We start from the raw sequence: 17,382 nt of genomic DNA on the forward strand, positions 1-17,382 counted from the left end.
GAGGCTCATCGGCACGTCAACGAAATTCAAGAAAATCAGTGCTTAAGACAAGGGAGGTTGAGCACATGAAGACTAAGGTACTTGCGCTCGCGGCGGCGGTTGCCGCAGCGGCAGCGTTCGCCCTGCCGGCAGGCGCCCAGACGGTCGAGGGACCGAAGGTGAGCTGGAAGCTTTCCACCTGGGGCAACCCCCGGGCATTCACCAAGGGGATCGAGCATATCGCCGAGGTGGTCAAGGAGCGCACCGGCGGCAACTTCACCATCGAGATCTTCTATGGCGAGGCGCTGTCCAAGGCCCGGGAGAACCTGGACGGCATCAAGCTCGGCGCGTTCGACGCCGCGCAGCTCTGCAACTTCTACCATCCGGGCAAGAACCCCGCGTGGATGATCTTCACCATGCCGTTCCTGCCAATCGGCGACTGGGACGTGCGCGAGAAGGTGACGCGCGCGATGTACAAGCATCCGGCCTTCATCGCGGACATGGATGGCTGGAACGCCATGCCGTACATGTCGGCGCTGCTGCCGCAGTACGAGTTCCTGGGCCGCGGCGAGCCGCCGCTCAAGCTCTCGGACTGGAACGGCAAGCGGGTGCGTGCGGGCGGTGGCCTCGGTCTCGCCATGGAAGTGCTGGGCGCGACCCGCACCACGGTTCCGGCGACGGAGGTCTACACCTCGATGGAGCGGGGCACGGTCGACGCGGCCTCGTTCCCCTACACCTACGCCCATGCCGCCTACAAGATCCCGGAAGTGGCCGACTGGTTCACGAACAACATGTCGCCGGGCACGTCGGAGTGCGGCACTGTCTTCAGCAAGACCTCCTACGGCAAGCTTCCGGAGCAGTACAAGGCGCTCCTCGAGGACGTGCTGGACGAGGCCTATGACGTCCAGGTCCAGGCCTATATCGACATCGACAAGAAGAACCTGCCGGACTTCAAGGCGAAGCTGCAGGAGATCCTGTACACGCCGGAACAGCTGGCCGAGTTCCAGAAGGTCGCCGGTACGCCGGTGTGGGACCAGTGGGTCGCGGAAAACCAGGAAAAGTTCGACGCCCGCGGGCTGCTGAACGACCTTCTGGCCGAGATCGAAAAGGCCCAGAAGGGCAGCTGATCCGGGCCTGACAGGCGAAAGCTCCAGGGCCGCGCCGGGCCAGTTTCGGCGCGGCCCTTCTTTCCAACGAGGGGCCAAATAATGGCACATGCACTAGGGAACAGGCCCACCCGGCAGAGCGCCCGCGAAGGGTTCATCGGGTGGCTGGACTATGTCGTCTGGCAGATCGAGCGCGCCTTCACGCTGCTCTCGTCACTCTTCATCTTCGGCCTGATGATGATCGGCGTCGTCCAGGTCTTCGGGCGCAAGCTCTTCGACGCGCCGATCTTCGGCTATATCGACATGGTCGAACTGGCCATGACCACCTTCGCCTTCCTCGCCATCTCCTACACCGAGCGGCTGGGCGGGCACGTGCGCATGGAACTGCTCGTCGGCAAGCTGAAGGGCCGGGTGCAGTGGGCGGCGGAGTTCGCCAGCGTGATCGTCGCCCTCTTCGTCGTGGCGATCCTGATCTATTACGGCTGGACGCACACCGTGCGCGCCTACGAGTTCGGCGATTCCACCATCGACGCGGAATACCCGATGTGGCCGTCGAAGCTGGTCGTGCCGATCGCATTCTCGCTCCTGTGGATCCGCCTTCTGGTCATGGCCTACGGCTACGCCCGCCTGTTCGCGGACCCGGAGCGTACGCCGATCGGGGTGCCCGTTGTCGGCAATGTCGCGGAACAGGCAAAGGCTGAGGCCGCCGAGGCGCTGGGCGCCGACGCGCGTGAGGGGGGACGCTGACGATGGAGCTCAGCAACGAAACGCTCGGCATCCTGGGCTTCGTAGGCCTTCTGGTGCTGGTGGTGATCGGCGTGCGGATCTACATCGCCGCCGCGATCGTGGGCCTGATCGGCCTGATCGGGATGATCGGCTGGGACGCGGGCGCGGGCATCGTCGGCACGATCCCGCATTCCAAGTCCGCGAGCTACACGCTCTCGGTGCTGCCGATGTTCATCCTCATCGGCTACCTGGCCTTCCACGCCGGCATCACGGACGCGGTGTTCGATGCCGCGCGCAAATGGTTCGGCTGGATGCCGGGCGGCCTGGCGGTCGCCTCGGTCTTCGCGACCGCGGGCTTCGCGGCGGTGTCGGGGGCGTCGACCGCCACGGCGGCGGTGTTCTCCCGCGTCGCCATCCCGGAGATGCTGAAGTCCGGCTATCATCCGAAGCTCGCCGCCGGCGTCGTCGCCGCCGGCGGCACGCTCGCCACGCTGATCCCGCCGAGCGCCATCCTCGTGATCTACGCGATCATCGTGGAGGAGTCCGTGGGCCAGCTTCTGCTCGCGGGCTTCATCCCGGGCATCGTGTCGGCGCTGGTCTATGCCGGCATCATCGTGGTCTGGTCGATCATCGACCCGACCATCGGGCGCCCGATCCGCGGCTATACCTGGGGCGAGCGGGTGAAGTCCGTACCCGGCACCTTCCCGGTGCTCGCCGTCATCGTGATCATCTTCTCCGCCGTCTACTACGGCTGGGCCACGCCGACCGAGGCGGGCGCGCTGGGCGCCTTCGTCGTGTTCGTGCTGGCGCTCGCCAAGGGCATGAGGTGGGACAACCTCAAGGACGCGCTGCTGGAGACCGCGAAGCTGACGGTCATGATCTTCACGCTCATCTGGGGCGTGCTGATCTTCGTCCGCTTCCTGGGCTTCACGGGCGTTCCGGCGGAGTTCACGGAGTGGATCACCAGCCTCGACTACCCGCCGGTCGTGATCATGATCTTCATCCTGCTGGGCTATGCTATCCTCGGCATGTTCATGGACGCGATCGGCATGATGCTGCTGACGCTGCCCGTGGTGTACCCGGCGGTGATCGCGCTCGGCTACGATCCGATCTGGTTCGGCATCGTGGTGGTGAAGATGGCGGAGGTGTGCCTCGTCACGCCGCCGATCGGGCTCAACTGCTTCGTGGTGAACGCGGTGCGCCCCGACATCCCGCTGACGCAGGTATTCCGCGGCGTGGGGCCGTTCGTGGTGGCCGACTTCATCACGGTCGGCCTCTTCCTGGCCTTCCCCTGGATCATCACCTGGCTGCCGCAGCAAGTGCTGGGCTGATCCCGAGGGGCTCCACCAAGCGGACACGGAACGGGGAGGCGCGGGCAGCCGCGCCTCCCCTTTCCCTTTCCGGGAACCGGGCCGGGCCGGTTCAGGCGGTCGGCACCTCGACCGGCATGGCGAGGACGAGGTAGCTCCAGCTCTTGCCGTGGCTGTCGAGGTTGAGGGAGGAATTGACGCCGCCCTCCAGCGCGCTGGTCATCACGAAGTTGAGGGCGTGCAGGCTCTCGACCTCATAGCGGGTCACCTCGCCCCGGACGAGACCTGCAAGCGCGCGGGCGACCGCCTCCGCCGTCACCTGCTCGCGCAGCACGGGCCAGTCCTCGGGCCGCTTGGCGAAGACGGCGATGCTGGAGGTGTCGCCCTTGTCGCCGGCGCGTGCATGGGCGATGTCGCGCAGGGTCTTCCTCATGGCCGGATCACTCCCGTCTCGGCGCGGATGGCGTCGCGCGGCACATAGGCGTCGTGGGTGACGAAGGTGCGGCGCACCTGGCCGCGCACGCCGCCTCCGCCCGCCGGCCCGCAAGTGTAGAGCGCCTCAACCTCCCACAGCACGCGGTCGGCGGTGTCGGGGTCGTCGGTGCGGGCCGCGACGCGCACGCGCACATCCTCCGAGCGTTCGAGGTTGCTGGGCGCGGCGAGCGTCCCGTGCAGCGAACTGACGCCAATCAGATCGATACGCAGGGCCGCGATGTCCTTCAGCCGCTGGCGCAGCACGTCGGCGGCAAGCCGCGCCCGGTCCGCAGCGCCCGGCCCGGCGTAGGAGATGCCGGCCTCCGCCTCCATGCCGCCGTCGAAGGCGACCGTGACCTTGAGCGTATCCGGGCGCGGGCCGCCCGTGGCGCCCGCGATGGCGACGCGGTCGCGCCCCTCCTCGCGCACGCGCACGCGGGAGAAGTTGGCGGTCACGTCCGGCGTCAGGTAGCGGGCGGGGTCGTGCACCTCGTAGAGCGTCTGCTCCTTCACCGTCTGCGCCGTCACGCACCCGCCGTCGGTCGGCAGCTTGGTCACCGTGGCGCTGCCGTCGGCGGCAACCTCGCACAGCGGGAAGCCCAGGTCGGCGAGGCCGGGCACGTCCTTGTGGCCCGGATCGGCGAAATAGCCGCCGGTCACCTGGCCCGCACATTCCAGGAGGTGCCCGACCAGCGTGCCCGCGCCGAGGTGTGCCCAGTCGTCGAGCGCCCAGCCATAGGCGTGCACCAGCGGGCCGAGGAACAGCGAGGGGTCTGCCGTGCGTCCAGTGAGGATCACGGTTGCGTCCGACTCTATGGCAGGAAGGATCTGTTCCACGCCAAGATATGCATTCGCAGAGACGAGCGGCCGGCCGAACTCGCGCACGGTCATCCCGATATCCTGGAGCAGCGTATCCGGCCCGATCAGATGCATCACGTCATCGCCCGTCACATAGGCCACGGCGGCGCCCGCGCCGGCGCCGATCCGTGCTGCGGCCTCGGCCGCGGCGCGCGGGTTGGCCGCGCCCATGTTCGAGATGATGCGCGTGCCATTGGCCATCGCGGGGGGCAGGCAGGCGCGCATCCGCGCCTCGAGGAAACGGTTGTAGCCCTTCGCCGGGTCTGCGGCGCGCACGGTCTGGGCCTGGGCGAGCGTCCGCTCCGCCAGGCATTCGAAGCCGATCCAGTCGAGCCGGCCCTGCTCGATCAGCCGGACCGCCGGGTCGATCCGGTCGGCGGCGAAACCGGCGCCGCTGCCGATGCGCACCATGTCCATCCCTCGCGTCGTTCTTCGGTTTGCCCGAGACCGTACAGGGGGTGCGCATGGAGGTGAAGCCCGTTCCCCGGGTCTCCCCCGCCTTCCTGGGCGTGGTCGTCGCCATGTGCTTCGTCATGAACATGATGAGCCGGGGCATGAGCGACACGTTCAGCGTTTTCCTGCTGCCGGTGCAGGACGGCCTCGGTGCGACGCGCGCGGGCATGACCGGCGTCTATGCCGTCTACATGCTCGTGCACGGGCTGTCGGCGCCGCTCGCGGGTATCGTGTTCGACCGGCTTGGGGCGCGCGCGACCTATGGCGCCGGGCTGCTTGTCATGGGCGGCGCGTTCTGGGCGGCGAGCGGGGTCACCGCGCTCTGGCAGTATTATGTCTTCATCGGCGGCATGGTCGGCGTTGCGGCTGCGATGATCGGCATGGTACCCGCCTCGGCGCTGCTCAGCCGCTGGTTCACGCGCCGTCTCGGCACGGTGATCGGCTTCGCCTACGCCGCGGTGGGGGCGGGGATGCTGCTGATCATCCCGCTGGCGCAGTATCTGCTCGAGCAATACCACTGGCGCGACGTGTACCAGATCCTCGGCACGGGCGTGCTCTGCCTGCTGGTGCCGGTGATGGCCGCGCCGCTCGGCCGCTACACGCGGGGGTCGGAGGAATGGCGCGCGGCGCGCGACACCGCGGTCGGGGGCGTGCTCACCTGGACGATCGCCCGGGCGGCGCGCACGAGCGCGTTCTGGGGCCTGTTCTTCGTCTATTTCTTCACCTCCTTCGCGGTCTACAGCATCACGCCGCAGGCCGTCGCCTACCTCATCGAGAGCGGGTTCGAGCCGCTGACCGCCGCGAGCGCCATGGGCTTCACCGGCATGCTCTCGGTCATCGGCATGGTCAGCATCGGCGGGCTTTCGGACCGCTTCGGGCGCAGGAACACGGCATCCGTCTCCTACATCTTCACGCTGATCGGCATCGTCAGCCTGCTGCTGGTGGCGATCTGGCCGACGATCTGGCTGGTCTACGGCTTCGTGCTGTTCTTCGGAATCAGCCAGGGCTGCCGGGGGCCGATCGTCTCGACGCTGGCCGCGCGCCTGTTCCCCGGCGGCGGCATGGGGGGGATCTATGGCTCGATCACCATGGGCATGGGCGTGGGTGCGGCCACGGGCTCGCTGATCTCCGGCGTACTGCAGCAGATGACCGGGGCCTATTTTGCGTCCTTCGGCATGTCGTTCATGGCGGCCGCCGCGGGCCTCGCGCAGTTCTGGATGATCCGGGCCCTGTCGCGCACCTGAGCGGGAGTGGACGAGGTCCGGCCACGCGGATCAGGTTTCCCGCATCGGCACTTGGGCGCGCGCGCGGCCGGCGCTATGGTTTGGGCCAACAACGAAAACGCCTTTCCGAGGGAGCACAAACGCCCATGGCGCTCATCGAGCATCTGTCGGCCCTGCCGGCCTATGCGCCGCCCGGCCACAGCGGCACGCGCAACGTCCGCCTGGTCGAGAAGGATTTCTGCGGCAGTTTCGAGATGATCCTCGGCCGAATCGAGCCGGGGGGCATCGCCGACACCCATGCGCACGACCGCGAGCACCAGGTGATCTACGTCATTTCCGGCCTCTGCGACGTGACGCTTGGCGAGGAGCCCGCGCGCGAGTGCGGGCCCGGCACCGTGATCCGCATCCCGCCGAAGTTGATGCACACCGTTCACGCCAAGGGCGATACGGCGCTGGAGATCATCGTGCTCTACAGCCCGCCGCTACCGCCGCGCGCGGACGTGGCCCTCGAAGGAGACGCAGGATGACCGACATGCTCACCTCGCTCGACGAGCTGGCCGCCCGCGTGCCGGACGGCGCGCTGGTCGCGATCCCGCCGGACTATTCCGGCTGCGCCATGGCCGCGGTCCGCCGCGTGATCGCAAGGGCTGCGCGCGGTCTGCACCTCGTCGGCGTGCCCTCGGGCGGGCTGCAGGCCGACTGGCTGATCGGCGCGGGCTGCGTGGGGACGATGGAGGCTGCGGCCCTGACGCTGGGCGAGTTCGGCCTGCCGCCGCGCTTTGCCGCCGCGCTGAAGGCCGGGACCATCGCCACGAAGGACGCGACCTGCCCGGTCATTCACGCGGGCCTGCAGGCAGCCGAGAAGGGCATCCCCTTCATGCCGCTCAGGGGGGTGATCGGCAGCGACCTCGCGGCCAACCGGCCCGACTGGAAAATCATCGACAACCCGTTCTCGGCCGAGGGCGCGGAGCGCGGCGACCCGATCCTGCTGTTCCCGGCGATCCGGCCCGACGTGACGCTGTTCCATGCGCCTCGCGCGGACCGCTGCGGCAATGTCTGGGTCGGCGTGCGGCGCGAACTGATGCTGATGGCGCACGCCTCGCGCTCCGCTCTGGTCACGGTGGAGACGGTTGAGGATACGGACTTCCTCGCCGACCCGGTGCTCGCGGCGGGCACGATCCCCGCGCTCTACATCGACGCCATCGCAGAAGCGCGCAATGGCGCCTGGCCCGTAGGCCTCGCCGGAGAATATCCCGCCGACCGCGCGGCCATCGCGGCTTATGTGGAGGCGGCGCAGACGCAGGAAGGCTTCGACGCGTGGCTGAAGGCGCTGGAGACGGAGGCGGAAGCGGCATGAGCGCGGAAATCCTGATCGAGGCCATCGCCGGCATGCTCCACGGCCTGCGCCATGTGGCGGTCGGCGCGAACTCGCCCATTCCGGCGAGCGCGGCGCTGCTGGCGCGCCACCGCTCCGGCGGGCGGATGCAGGTCTCGCTGCTGTCGAGCCGCACGCAGAACGTCTTCACCGACGGCGGCAAGGAACTGTTCGACTGCGCCGCGCAAGGGCGCATCGACGCCTTCTTCCTGTCGGGCGGGCAGATCGACGGGCAGGCGAACATCAACCTGGTGGGCGTCGGCGGCTATCCGCGCTCCAAGGTGCGGTTTCCGGGCTCCTTCGGGTCGGCCTACCTCTATTTCCTCGTGCCGCGCGTGATCCTGTTCCGCGAGGAGCATTCGCCGCGCGTGTTCGTGCCGAAGGTCGACTTCGTCAGCGCGCCGGGGACGAGCGCGCCCGGCGTCTACCGGCCCGGCGGTCCGCATGCGCTGGTCACGGGCCTGTGCGTCTTCGACTTCGACCGGGAGCGGGCGCGGTTCGTCTTGCGCAGCGTGAACCCCGGCCACACGGTCGAGGAAGTGATCGCCGAGACGGGCTTCGAGTTCGACGTGCCGGACCATGTGCCGGAGACGCCGGCGCCCAACGCGGAAACGCTGGCGATCCTGCGTGGGCCCGTGGCCGAGGCCGTGTCCGAGACCTACCCCGCGTTCGTCGAGCGCACCTGGGGCAAGGCCGCGGCCTGAGCCCCGAAGCAGGCCCGGCGATCATGGAGAGACATGCCGATGACCGCGTGCGACCCCGGTCAGTCCGTCACGGGCGTGCCGTCGCGATGAACCGGCGGCAGGTTGCGGAACGTCCCTTGCGCGATGGCGACGACGGTGCCGTCGACGTCCGTCACCTCCGCTGTGCAGGTCACGACCTTGCGCCCGCCGCCGCGCGCCACGGCCACCGCGCGCAGCGGGCCCTCGCGCGCCGGGGCCATGAAATTGACCGTCAGCGAGACCGTCATGGTCCGGCGCAGGACGTCGGGCTTGTCGCTCCACGTGATCGCGTATCCCGCGGCCGCGTCGAGCAGCGTCATCACCATGCCGCCGTGCACGACATTGTTGCGGTTTCCATGCTGGGGGCCTGCGTCCATCTCCACGACCGCGCGGTTTTCGCTCCACTCTGTCAGGCGATAGTCGGTCAGCGTCTGGAAGCCCGTTCTCGGCTCGGCGGCGATCGGGTCGAAACTGGTCATGGCGGCTGTTCTGATCCTGAAGTCCAAGGGAAGGGTGTCCGAGAATGACCTCTGTCGCTGCGTCCTCCAAGCCCCGCCCCGCGCAGGTCCCCGATGCGCTGATCGTGCGTCTGAAGGAGATCGTCGGCCCCGGCAACTGGATCGACGACCCGGCGCAGATGGGCGCCTATACGACCGCCTGGCGGGATCACTGGGAGGCGCGCACCCCGCTCGTGGTGCGTCCGGGCTCGACGCAGGAGGTCGCGGCCATCGTCGCGGCCTGCGCGGCGGAGAACGTGCCCGTCGTGCCGCAGTCGGGCAACACCGGGCTGACCGGCGGCGGCCTGCCGCGCGATACCGGCGCGGAGATCCTGCTGACGACCGAGCGGATGCGGAAGGTCCGCGACCTCGACCTTCTGAACGACACGATCACGGTGGAGGCGGGGGTGGTCCTCGCCGACATCCAGAAGGCCGCGTCCGAGGCCAACCGTCTCTTTCCGCTGAGCCTCGGGGCCGAGGGCTCCTGCCGGATCGGCGGCAACCTCTCGACCAATGCGGGCGGCGTACAGGTGCTGCGCTATGGCAATGCGCGCGCTCTGGTGCTGGGTCTCGAGGTCGTGCTGCCCGACGGGCGTGTGTGGAACGGGCTGCGGGGCCTGCGCAAGGACAACACGGGCTATGACCTGAAGCAGCTCTTCATTGGGGCGGAGGGCACGCTCGGCATCATCACGGCGGCGGTGCTGCGCCTCTACCCCAAGCCGACGGAGCGGCAGGTGGCGGTGGCCGCCGTGACCGATCCGGCGGCATCCGTGCGCCTGCTGGGCCTGTTGCGGGAGGAGGCGGGCGAGCAGGTCACGACGTTCGAGCTTCTCCAGCGGTCCTGCTATGACAATGCGCTGGCGACGCTCGACGGGGCCGAGGATCCGCTCGACGCGGTCTATCCCTGGTATGTGCTGACGGAACTCAACGGCCAGGGTGCGCCGGGTTCGCTGCGCGCGCCGCTCGAGGCCGCGCTCGCGCGCGCGTTCGAGGCGGGCCTCGTCCAGGATGCCGTGATCGCGGCGTCGGAGCAGCAGGCGAACCGGCTCTGGCGTGTGCGCGAAGAGCAGGCCGACGTGCAGAAGCGCACCGGCACCGGCATCAAGCACGACGTCTCGGTGCCGCTCTCGCGCATCGCGGAGTTCATCGAACGCGCCGACGCCGTCCTGACGAAGGCCTATCCGGGCATCCGCCTGTGCGCCTTCGGCCACGTGGGCGACGGCAACATCCACTACAACCCGATCGGGCCGGCGGAGATGGGCACGGCCTTCGCCGGGGAAACCGAGACGGTCAACCGCATCGTCCACGACATCGTCGCCGATCTCGACGGCTCGATCAGCGCCGAGCACGGCATCGGCCGCCTGCGGCTTGCGGAGAACGAGCACTACAAGTCGGAGGTCGAGCAGGACCTCATGCGCGCGGTCAAGCAGGCGCTCGACCCGCTGAACCTGATGAACCCGGGCAAGCTGATCAGCGAACGCGACGGCTGACGCCCCAAGAATGGAGAGACACCCATGACCGACGAACCGAAGCTGCTGGGCGAAGGCTATTACTGGAACGAGTTGAAGCCGGGGATGCGCTTCCGCACCTTCGGGCGGACCATCACCGAGGCGGACCTCGTCTCCTTCATCAACTGCACCGGCATGGTCGAGGTGCTGTTCACCAACGAGGAGTTCCGCAAGTCGCACTCCGCGATCAAGGGCCGCGTGGTGCCGGGCGCCTTCATCTACGCCATCGCCGAAGGGCTGGTGCTGACCGGCATGGGGCAGGCGACGGGCCTCGCCTTCCTGCATACGGACATGGACGTGAAGGCTCCGACGGTCGTCGGCGACACGGTCCACGTCGAGATCGAGGTGACCGAGGCGCGCGCGGCGTCCAAGGGCAACCGCGGCCTCGTGCGCACGAAGAACCGCATCGTCAACCAGCGCGGCGAGACGGTCATCGAGTACAGCCCCCTGCGCCTGATGCAGGGCCGCTGAGGCGCGGGTTGCCGCATTTTCTTGACCCGGCCGGGGGCGTCGGCTAAACGTCCCCGGTCATTCCGGAAGCTTCTTGTCTTCCATCGGTCCCGCCCCTTGTGGGGGGATCGCCGCCGGTCAGCGAGGTTTCGCCCGCCGGCGCAATCGGTGTTTGGCGTTTGGCGGGGTGCGTGACGCATCCCATGTGGTGGTTGACGGATTGGGCCGTCGGACGGTTTGGAACAAGGGTGAAGGGAACCTCATGTTCGAAAGCCTGAGCGAACGCCTCTCCTCCGTGCTCGACCGGCTGAAGGGCCGCGGCGCGCTGAGCGAGTCCGACGTCTCCGCCGCCATGCGCGAGGTGCGCCTTGCCCTGCTCGACGCCGACGTGGCGCTGCCCGTCGCCAAGGACTTCATCGAGCGGGTGAAGGCCAAGGCCGTCGGGCAGGAGGTGCTGCGCTCCGTCACCCCCGGCCAGATGGTCGTCAAGATCGTCCATGACGAACTCGTCGAGACGCTGGGCGGCGAGGACGCGCAGGGCGGCCTCGACGTGGACGCGACCCCGCCCGTGCCGGTGCTGATGGTCGGCCTCCAGGGCTCGGGCAAGACGACCTCGACCGCCAAGATCGCGCGCCGCCTGCAGGAGAAGGGCAAGAAGCGGGTCCTCATGGCCTCGCTCGACACCCGCCGCCCGGCCGCGATGGAGCAGCTGAAGATCCTCGGCGAGCAGGCGGGCGTCGCCACGCTGCCCATCGTCGCGGGCCAGACCGCCGTCGACATCGCCAAGCGCGCGATGCAGGCGGGCCGCTTGCAGGGCTATGACGTGGTGATGCTCGACACCGCCGGCCGCATGGCGGTGGACGAGGCGCTGATGGCCGAGGTCGCGGCGGTGCGCGACGCGGTCTCCCCGCGCGAGACGCTGCTGGTCGCCGACAGCCTGACCGGCCAGGACGCGGTCAACACCGCGCGCCTCTTCAACGAGCGGGTGTCCCTCACCGGCATCGTGCTGACCCGGATGGACGGTGACGGGCGCGGCGGCGCGGCGCTGTCCATGCGCGCGGTCACCGGCTGCCCGATCAAGCTGATCGGCACGGGCGAGAAGCTGGACGCGCTGGAGGACTTCCAGCCCAAGCGGATCGCCGGACGCATCCTCGGCATGGGCGACATCGTCAGCCTGGTCGAGCGCGCGTCCGAGACGGTCAAGGCCGAAGACGCCGAGCGCATGCTCAAGAAGTTCAAGTCGGGCGCCTTCGACCTGGACGACATGGCCGAGCAGATGCGCCAGATGCGCAACCTGGGCGGCATGAAGGGCATCCTCGGCATGCTGCCCGGCGTGCAGAAGCTGAAGGGCCAACTGGAGGGTGCGAACCTCGACGACCGCGTCATCAAGCGGCAGGAGGCGGTCATCTCCTCCATGACGCGGGACGAGCGGCGCAACCCGAAGCTGCTCAACGCCTCGCGCAAAAAGCGCATCGCGCGCGGTGCGGGTGTCGACGTGCAGGACGTCAACCGCGTCCTGAAGATGCACCGCCAGATGGCGGACATGATGAAGATGATGGGCAAGCAGGGCAAACGCGGCGGCGGCCTCGGCGGCATGCTGGGCGGCATGTTCGGCCGCGGCGGCGGCGGCATGCCCGACCCCTCGCAGATCCCGCCCGACCTGATGAAGAAGCTGCCGGGCGGCGGCCTTCCGGGCGGGCTTCCGGGCACGCCCGGCAAGCTGCCCCCCGGCTTCCCGGGCCTCGGCGGCCCCGGCGGCCCGAAGCTTCCGCCGGGCTTCCCCGGCGCCCCGAAGAAGAAGTGATACCCGAAACACGCGATCCGAATTTCCAAGCGAAAGGACCTGACACATGGCACTGAAGATCCGTCTCTCCCGCGGCGGCGCGAAGAAGCGCCCGTTCTACCGCATCGTCGTGACCGACAGCCGCAACCCGCGGGACGGACGCTTCATCGAGAAGATCGGCACCTACAACCCGATCCTCCCGCGCGAGTCCGAAACCCGCCTCGTCCTCGACGTCGAGAAGGCGAAGGAGTGGATGGCGAAGGGCGCGACGCCGACCGACCGCGTGGCGCGCTTCCTCGAGGATGCGGGCGTGGTGAAGGCCAAGACCCGCAGCAACCCGAACAAGGCGAAGCCCGGCAAGAAGGCCGAGGAGCGCGCCGAGATGCGCCGCCAGCGCGAGGAAGAGGCCGCGGCCGCAGCCGCAGCCCCGGCCGAAGAGGCGCCCGCCGAGGAGCCCGCGGCGGAGGCGTGATCTCCGCCGCTGCCGGTGCCTGAGCCATGCCTCCTAAACCCCGCGCCCCCAAGGGACCGGACGCCCGCGACGAGGATCTCGTCTGCGTCGGACGCCTTGCGGGTCCGCACGGGCTCAGGGGTGAGGTGCGGCTCAAGTCCTTCACGGAGGTGCCGGAGGACATCGCGTCCTACGGCCCACTCCGGCTGGGCCGGACGGGACGCACGCTGACGCTTGCGGGCTTGCGGCCCGCGGGCGACGGCTTCGTGGCCCGGCTCGAAGGGGTCGGCGACCGCACGGCGGCGGAGGCGCTCGGCAAGGGCGACCTCTACGTCTCCCGCGCGGTCCTGCCGGAGACGGAGGACGCCGACACCTTCTACCACGCGGACCTGATCGGGCTCGCGGCGGTCCTGGAAACGGGGGAAGAGGTCGGCAGCATCCGCGCCGTGCACGATTTCGGCGCGGGCGACATGCTGGAGGTGTTCGTCCCCGGACGGCGCACGACGCTGATGGTGCCGTTCACGCACGAGGCGGTGCCGGACGTGCGCATCGCCGAAGGGCGCGTGGTGCTCGCCGCGATCGGGGAGCTTGCGCCCGGTGCGGGTGACGGCGACGAGGGGCCGGACGAGGGGGCAGCAGAGGAGCCTGGGGGGACGCCGCGGTGACCGCGCCCTGGCGCGCCAGCGTGCTGACCCTCTACCCCGAGGCATTCCCCGGCCCGCTCGGCGTCGGCGTCGTGGGCAAGGGGCGGGCGGCCGGAAAATGGCTGCTGGAAACGGTGGACATTCGCGCCTTTTCGCGCGATAAGCACCGCTCCGTGGACGACACTCCGGCCGGCGGGGGTCCCGGAATGGTCATGCGGCCCGACGTTCTGGGGGCCGCGGTCGATGCGGTGCCCCGGCAGGGACGGCGGCGTGTCCTGCTCAGCCCGCGCGGGCGGCGGTTCGATCAGGACCTCGCGCGCGCCTGGGTGGCGGAGCCGGGGGTGATCCTCGTCTGCGGCCGGTTCGAGGGCGTGGACGAGCGCGTGCTCGAGGCGCGCGGGATCGAGGAGGTGAGCCTCTTCGATGCGGTGCTCGCGGGCGGAGAGGTCGCGGCCATGGCCGTGATCGAGGCATGCGCCCGGCTTCTGCCGGGTGTCCTGGGCGAGGCGGAGAGCCTCGCGCACGAGAGTTTCGAGGATGGCCTGCTGGAGCATCCTCACTACACGAGGCCTCAGGTATGGGACGGCCGCCCCATCCCCGAGGTCTTGACGAGCGGGCACCACGCCAATATCGCGGCGTGGCGCCGCGCGAAGGCGGAAGAGATTACCCGGGCCCGCCGGCCCGACCTGTGGACGGATTATCTTGAGCGTACGGGCGGCGCGGCCCGCCGGACGACGGAAGGAACGGACCGATGAACATCATCGAGCAGATCGAAAAGGAAGAAGTGGCCCGTCTGGCGAGTGGCAAGACGTTCCCGGACTTCGGCCCCGGCGACACGGTGCGCATCAACGTGCGCGTGACCGAGGGCGAGCGGACCCGCGTCCAGGCGTTCGAGGGCGTCTGCATCGCGCGTCAGGGCGGCGGCTACAACGAGTCGTTCACGGTGCGCAAGGTGTCCTACGGCGAAGGCGTGGAGCGCGTTTTCCCGCTGTTCTCGCCCGCGCTCGACTCCATCGAGCTGGTGCGCCGCGGCAAGGTGCGCCGCGCGAAGCTCTATTACCTGCGCGGCCGCACGGGCAAGTCGGCCCGCATCGCCGAGCGGACCACGGGCCGCAAGGGCGAGGCGACCACCTACGAGGACATCACCTCCGCGCCGGAAGCTTCCGCCGAGGAATGAGACCCATGCCGCGGGCCCGCTTGACCGGGCGCGCGGATTGCGGTTTGACAAGGGGCCCCGGGCGGATGCGTCCGGGGCCTCGCGCATGTTCACGGCGCGGGCAGGGCGGCACAGGAAGAGCAGGACAGGACCAATGGCCGGGCGGACACTCTACGACAAGATCTGGGACGCGCATCTCGTCGACGTGCAGGACGACGGGACCTCGCTCCTCTACATCGACCGCCATCTCGTCCACGAGGTGACGAGCCCGCAAGCCTTCGAAGGCCTCCGCATGGCCGGGCGCAAGGTCCGCCGGCCCGAAGCGACGGTCGCCGTCGCCGATCACAACGTGCCGACGACTGACCGCTCCAAGGGCATCGCCGACCCGGAATCCCGCATCCAGGTCGAGACGCTGGAGAAGAACGCCGCCGACTTCGGCGTCGAATATTTCGGCATGGACGATATCCGCCAGGGCATCGTCCACATCATCGGGCCGGAGCAGGGGCTGACCCTGCCGGGCATGACCATCGTCTGCGGCGACAGCCACACCTCCACGCACGGCGCGTTCGGCGCGCTGGCCCACGGCATCGGCACGTCGGAGGTCGAGCACGTGCTCGCCACCCAGACGCTCGTGCAGTCGCGCGCGAAGAACATGGCCGTGAAGGTCGAGGGCACGCTCGCCCCCGGTGTCACCGCGAAGGACATCGCGCTTGCCATCATCGGCCGCATCGGCACGGCGGGGGGCACCGGCCACGTCATCGAGTACATGGGCTCGGCCATCACCGGCCTCACCATGGAAGGCCGCATGACGGTCTGCAACATGTCGATCGAGGCAGGCGCCCGCGCCGGCCTGATCGCGCCCGACGCGACCACCTTCGACTATCTGAAGGGCCGCCCGCGCGCGCCGAAGGGCGCTGCGTGGGAAGCGGCCATGGCCTGGTGGTCGACGCTGAAGTCCGACCCGGACGCGCATTTCGACACGGTGGTCGAGATCGACGCCGCCGACATCGCGCCGACCGTCACCTGGGGCACGAGCCCGGAGCAGGTGCTGCCGATCACGGCGTCCGTGCCGAACCCGGCCGACATCGCCGACGCGGGCAAGCGCGGGGCCGCGGAGCGCGCGCTCGCCTACATGGGCCTCACGGCCGGCACGCCGCTGACCGAGGTGAAGATCGACCGCGTGTTCATCGGGTCCTGCACCAACGGCCGGATCGAGGATCTGCGCGCGGCCGCCGAGGTCGCGAAGGGCCGCAAGGTCGCCTCCCACGTCGGCGCGATGGTGGTGCCGGGTTCCGGCCTCGTGAAGGCGCAGGCGGAGGAGGAGGGGCTCGACCGCATCTTCCTCGACGCGGGCTTCGAGTGGCGCGAGCCCGGCTGCTCCATGTGCCTCGCCATGAACGCCGACCGGCTGGAGCCGGGGGAGCGCTGCGCCTCCACTTCCAACCGCAATTTCGAGGGACGCCAGGGCCGCGGCGGCCGCACCCATCTGATGAGCCCGGCCATGGCGGCTGCGGCGGCCATCAAGGGCACGCTCGCGGACGTCCGCGACCTCGGCTGAGCCAGGGCCAAGGCTTGGTGCTGAGACCGATATCGGGGCGCGCGATCCGTCGTGCCCCGATCTTGCCTCCGGAGGGAGACGCATGGTCACCGGACGCGACGACCGCGAGGAGGAAGCCGCCCGCGCCCTGAAGCGCGTGGCGGGCGAGGGCGGCGGCCTGACCGGCCATACCGAAAGTGCAGCCGGAGGCCGGCCCGACGAAGCGACCGATCCCGCAGCCATCTGGGGCAAGCGCATCGGCCGGGCTGCGGGACTCGTCGTGCTCGCCTGGCTCCTCTATCATCTGATCTCCACCTATCTGATCGGAACGCCCGGCTGAGGTGCTGTCCGGGCGGCGCCGACCGAGACCCGGAGAACCGGCCATGCGTGCGTTCGCCCCCCTGCCCCTCATCGCCGCCCTCGTGCTGGCCGCGCTGCCCGCCGCCGCGCAGCAGGCGCCCTTCCAGCAATGGCAGGCTGTCATAACCGAGCGCGACGAGGCACGTTTCATCGCCATTCCGCAGGTCCGCGACCGCGCCCGGGAGCTCGCGGAATCCTATGGCCAGATGGACCAGCTGGAGACCCTGCGCGCCCTGCTCGACAGCCCCGCGCAACCGCTGGACGCGGCGGCCCTTCCGGGCACCTGGCCCTGCCGGACCTTCACGCTGGCCGCGACGCCCGGCCACCGCGAGGACCTGAAGATCCACAACTGGTTCACCTGCCGCATCGCCGAGACGCCTGACGGCCTCACCTTCGAGAAGCTGACGGGAAGCTGGCGCACGGCGGGCTGGCTTTATGCCGAGACCCCGTTCTCGCGGGTCTATCTCGGCGCGAAGTCCGATCCAGGCGCCGCGCGCCTCACCGCTTATGGGGAGAATTCGTCGAGCAACGAGGTCGCCGTTCTGGAGCAGGTCGGGCCAGGCCACTACCGCATGATGTTCGGCGCCGATCCGGAGGGGAGCCGTTTCACCGTGCTCGATATCGACGCCCAGGGCCGCTGAGCCCCTGTGGGCCGCCGGGAGCAGACCGGCAAGATGCGAAGACCTGCCGCGTGCACGCGCTCTCTTGGCCCCCGCGCGGGCATGGGTTAAGACACCCGGCAAAACCGCCATGAGGAGAGGGGCCGTCCG

Annotated in this window: 20 protein-coding genes; 17 read left to right on the forward strand and 3 right to left on the reverse strand. The window is 69.4% G+C overall.

The window, feature by feature from the left end:
* Positions 1-65: 65 nt before the first annotated feature.
* The 3 genes from NJQ99_RS09540 (at position 66) to NJQ99_RS09550 (ending at position 3,142) form a co-directional block, all read left to right on the forward strand.
* Positions 66-1,106 carry a C4-dicarboxylate TRAP transporter substrate-binding protein gene (locus NJQ99_RS09540; protein ID WP_269332597.1) on the forward strand — a complete coding sequence of 347 codons (1,041 nt, stop codon included), beginning with the start codon at positions 66-68 and terminating at the stop codon, positions 1,104-1,106.
* An 81-nt stretch (positions 1,107-1,187) separates the two neighbouring features.
* Positions 1,188-1,832 carry a TRAP transporter small permease subunit gene (locus NJQ99_RS09545; RefSeq protein ID WP_269332598.1) on the forward strand — a complete coding sequence of 215 codons (645 nt, stop codon included), beginning with the start codon at positions 1,188-1,190 and terminating at the stop codon, positions 1,830-1,832.
* A gap of 2 nt (positions 1,833-1,834) precedes the next feature.
* On the forward strand, positions 1,835-3,142 hold the full coding sequence (locus NJQ99_RS09550; RefSeq protein WP_269332599.1) for a TRAP transporter large permease: 1,308 nt from the start codon (positions 1,835-1,837) through the stop codon (positions 3,140-3,142).
* 91 nt (positions 3,143-3,233) lie between these two features.
* Here the strand turns inward: NJQ99_RS09550 and NJQ99_RS09555 are convergent, their stop codons facing one another.
* Positions 3,234-3,554, reverse strand: a complete 321-nt coding sequence (locus NJQ99_RS09555; protein WP_269332600.1) for an AtuA-related protein — start codon at positions 3,552-3,554, stop codon at positions 3,234-3,236.
* On the reverse strand, positions 3,551-4,864 hold the full coding sequence (locus NJQ99_RS09560; protein WP_269332601.1) for an acyclic terpene utilization AtuA family protein: 1,314 nt from the start codon (positions 4,862-4,864) through the stop codon (positions 3,551-3,553). The genes NJQ99_RS09555 and NJQ99_RS09560 overlap by 4 nt, the downstream gene beginning before the upstream one ends.
* A gap of 53 nt (positions 4,865-4,917) precedes the next feature.
* Here NJQ99_RS09560 and NJQ99_RS09565 point away from each other — a divergent pair, with 53 nt between their 5' ends.
* The 4 genes from NJQ99_RS09565 to NJQ99_RS09580 all read left to right on the forward strand — a co-directional run bounded on the left by NJQ99_RS09565 (position 4,918) and on the right by NJQ99_RS09580 (position 8,208).
* Entirely contained in the window at positions 4,918-6,150 is a 1,233-nt protein-coding gene (locus NJQ99_RS09565) for an MFS transporter (protein ID WP_269332602.1), read from the forward strand.
* A 125-nt stretch (positions 6,151-6,275) separates the two neighbouring features.
* The gene (locus tag NJQ99_RS09570) at positions 6,276-6,656 is read left to right on the forward strand and encodes a cupin domain-containing protein (protein WP_269332603.1); all 381 of its coding nucleotides are present in this window, start codon (positions 6,276-6,278) and stop codon (positions 6,654-6,656) included.
* A complete protein-coding gene (locus tag NJQ99_RS09575) occupies positions 6,653-7,486 on the forward strand; it encodes a CoA transferase subunit A (RefSeq protein ID WP_269332604.1) in 834 nt (277 codons plus the stop codon). The genes NJQ99_RS09570 and NJQ99_RS09575 overlap by 4 nt, the downstream gene beginning before the upstream one ends.
* Complete coding sequence (locus NJQ99_RS09580; RefSeq protein ID WP_269332605.1) at positions 7,483-8,208, forward strand: CoA-transferase; 726 nt, start codon at positions 7,483-7,485, stop codon at positions 8,206-8,208. Before NJQ99_RS09575 ends, NJQ99_RS09580 begins: the two co-directional genes overlap by 4 nt.
* Before the next feature lie 59 nt (positions 8,209-8,267).
* On the opposite strand, the gene NJQ99_RS09585 is transcribed toward NJQ99_RS09580, so the two are convergent.
* Complete coding sequence (locus NJQ99_RS09585; protein WP_269332606.1) at positions 8,268-8,705, reverse strand: PaaI family thioesterase; 438 nt, start codon at positions 8,703-8,705, stop codon at positions 8,268-8,270.
* A 44-nt stretch (positions 8,706-8,749) separates the two neighbouring features.
* Here NJQ99_RS09585 and NJQ99_RS09590 point away from each other — a divergent pair, with 44 nt between their 5' ends.
* The 10 genes from NJQ99_RS09590 to NJQ99_RS09635 all read left to right on the forward strand — a co-directional run bounded on the left by NJQ99_RS09590 (position 8,750) and on the right by NJQ99_RS09635 (position 17,253).
* On the forward strand, positions 8,750-10,213 hold the full coding sequence (locus NJQ99_RS09590) for an FAD-binding oxidoreductase (protein WP_269332607.1): 1,464 nt from the start codon (positions 8,750-8,752) through the stop codon (positions 10,211-10,213).
* A 24-nt stretch (positions 10,214-10,237) separates the two neighbouring features.
* Positions 10,238-10,702 carry a MaoC family dehydratase gene (locus NJQ99_RS09595; protein ID WP_269332608.1) on the forward strand — a complete coding sequence of 155 codons (465 nt, stop codon included), beginning with the start codon at positions 10,238-10,240 and terminating at the stop codon, positions 10,700-10,702.
* 241 nt (positions 10,703-10,943) lie between these two features.
* The gene (gene ffh / locus NJQ99_RS09600; protein ID WP_269332609.1) at positions 10,944-12,485 is read left to right on the forward strand and encodes a signal recognition particle protein; all 1,542 of its coding nucleotides are present in this window, start codon (positions 10,944-10,946) and stop codon (positions 12,483-12,485) included.
* A 46-nt stretch (positions 12,486-12,531) separates the two neighbouring features.
* Positions 12,532-12,936 (forward strand): 30S ribosomal protein S16, encoded by a 405-nt coding sequence (rpsP, locus tag NJQ99_RS16390; RefSeq protein ID WP_269332610.1) that lies wholly within the window; start codon positions 12,532-12,534, stop codon positions 12,934-12,936.
* Between the two features lie 26 nt (positions 12,937-12,962).
* A complete protein-coding gene (gene rimM, locus NJQ99_RS09610; RefSeq protein ID WP_269332611.1) occupies positions 12,963-13,580 on the forward strand; it encodes a ribosome maturation factor RimM in 618 nt (205 codons plus the stop codon).
* A complete protein-coding gene (trmD, locus tag NJQ99_RS09615) occupies positions 13,577-14,314 on the forward strand; it encodes a tRNA (guanosine(37)-N1)-methyltransferase TrmD (protein ID WP_269332612.1) in 738 nt (245 codons plus the stop codon). The genes rimM and trmD overlap by 4 nt, the downstream gene beginning before the upstream one ends.
* On the forward strand, positions 14,311-14,736 hold the full coding sequence (gene rplS, locus NJQ99_RS09620) for a 50S ribosomal protein L19 (protein WP_269332613.1): 426 nt from the start codon (positions 14,311-14,313) through the stop codon (positions 14,734-14,736). Before trmD ends, rplS begins: the two co-directional genes overlap by 4 nt.
* 133 nt (positions 14,737-14,869) lie before the next feature.
* Positions 14,870-16,273, forward strand: a complete 1,404-nt coding sequence (leuC, locus tag NJQ99_RS09625; protein ID WP_269332614.1) for a 3-isopropylmalate dehydratase large subunit — start codon at positions 14,870-14,872, stop codon at positions 16,271-16,273.
* 82 nt (positions 16,274-16,355) lie between these two features.
* Entirely contained in the window at positions 16,356-16,592 is a 237-nt protein-coding gene (locus NJQ99_RS09630; RefSeq protein WP_269332615.1) for a hypothetical protein, read from the forward strand.
* Positions 16,593-16,635: 43 nt separating this feature from the next.
* Complete coding sequence (locus NJQ99_RS09635; RefSeq protein WP_269332616.1) at positions 16,636-17,253, forward strand: DUF4893 domain-containing protein; 618 nt, start codon at positions 16,636-16,638, stop codon at positions 17,251-17,253.
* Positions 17,254-17,382 lie beyond the last annotated feature (129 nt).

This window comes from Futiania mangrovi (assembly GCF_024158125.1).
GTDB lineage: Bacteria > Pseudomonadota > Alphaproteobacteria > Futianiales > Futianiaceae > Futiania > Futiania mangrovi.

Coding starts and splice junctions, on each gene's coding strand:
- NJQ99_RS09580 (WP_269332605.1), top strand. CDS start 7,483: ATGAGCGCGGAAATCCTGATCGAGGCCATCGCCGGCATGCTCCACGGC.
- rpsP (WP_269332610.1), top strand. CDS start 12,532: ATGGCACTGAAGATCCGTCTCTCCCGCGGCGGCGCGAAGAAGCGCCCG.
- NJQ99_RS09590 (WP_269332607.1), top strand. CDS start 8,750: ATGACCTCTGTCGCTGCGTCCTCCAAGCCCCGCCCCGCGCAGGTCCCC.
- NJQ99_RS09550 (WP_269332599.1), top strand. CDS start 1,835: ATGGAGCTCAGCAACGAAACGCTCGGCATCCTGGGCTTCGTAGGCCTT.
- NJQ99_RS09545 (WP_269332598.1), top strand. CDS start 1,188: ATGGCACATGCACTAGGGAACAGGCCCACCCGGCAGAGCGCCCGCGAA.
- NJQ99_RS09635 (WP_269332616.1), top strand. CDS start 16,636: ATGCGTGCGTTCGCCCCCCTGCCCCTCATCGCCGCCCTCGTGCTGGCC.
- ffh (WP_269332609.1), top strand. CDS start 10,944: ATGTTCGAAAGCCTGAGCGAACGCCTCTCCTCCGTGCTCGACCGGCTG.
- NJQ99_RS09575 (WP_269332604.1), top strand. CDS start 6,653: ATGACCGACATGCTCACCTCGCTCGACGAGCTGGCCGCCCGCGTGCCG.
- rplS (WP_269332613.1), top strand. CDS start 14,311: ATGAACATCATCGAGCAGATCGAAAAGGAAGAAGTGGCCCGTCTGGCG.
- NJQ99_RS09565 (WP_269332602.1), top strand. CDS start 4,918: ATGGAGGTGAAGCCCGTTCCCCGGGTCTCCCCCGCCTTCCTGGGCGTG.
- NJQ99_RS09585 (WP_269332606.1), bottom strand. CDS start 8,705: ATGACCAGTTTCGACCCGATCGCCGCCGAGCCGAGAACGGGCTTCCAG.
- NJQ99_RS09540 (WP_269332597.1), top strand. CDS start 66: ATGAAGACTAAGGTACTTGCGCTCGCGGCGGCGGTTGCCGCAGCGGCA.
- NJQ99_RS09630 (WP_269332615.1), top strand. CDS start 16,356: ATGGTCACCGGACGCGACGACCGCGAGGAGGAAGCCGCCCGCGCCCTG.
- NJQ99_RS09595 (WP_269332608.1), top strand. CDS start 10,238: ATGACCGACGAACCGAAGCTGCTGGGCGAAGGCTATTACTGGAACGAG.
- rimM (WP_269332611.1), top strand. CDS start 12,963: ATGCCTCCTAAACCCCGCGCCCCCAAGGGACCGGACGCCCGCGACGAG.
- NJQ99_RS09570 (WP_269332603.1), top strand. CDS start 6,276: ATGGCGCTCATCGAGCATCTGTCGGCCCTGCCGGCCTATGCGCCGCCC.
- NJQ99_RS09555 (WP_269332600.1), bottom strand. CDS start 3,554: ATGAGGAAGACCCTGCGCGACATCGCCCATGCACGCGCCGGCGACAAG.
- NJQ99_RS09560 (WP_269332601.1), bottom strand. CDS start 4,864: ATGGTGCGCATCGGCAGCGGCGCCGGTTTCGCCGCCGACCGGATCGAC.
- leuC (WP_269332614.1), top strand. CDS start 14,870: ATGGCCGGGCGGACACTCTACGACAAGATCTGGGACGCGCATCTCGTC.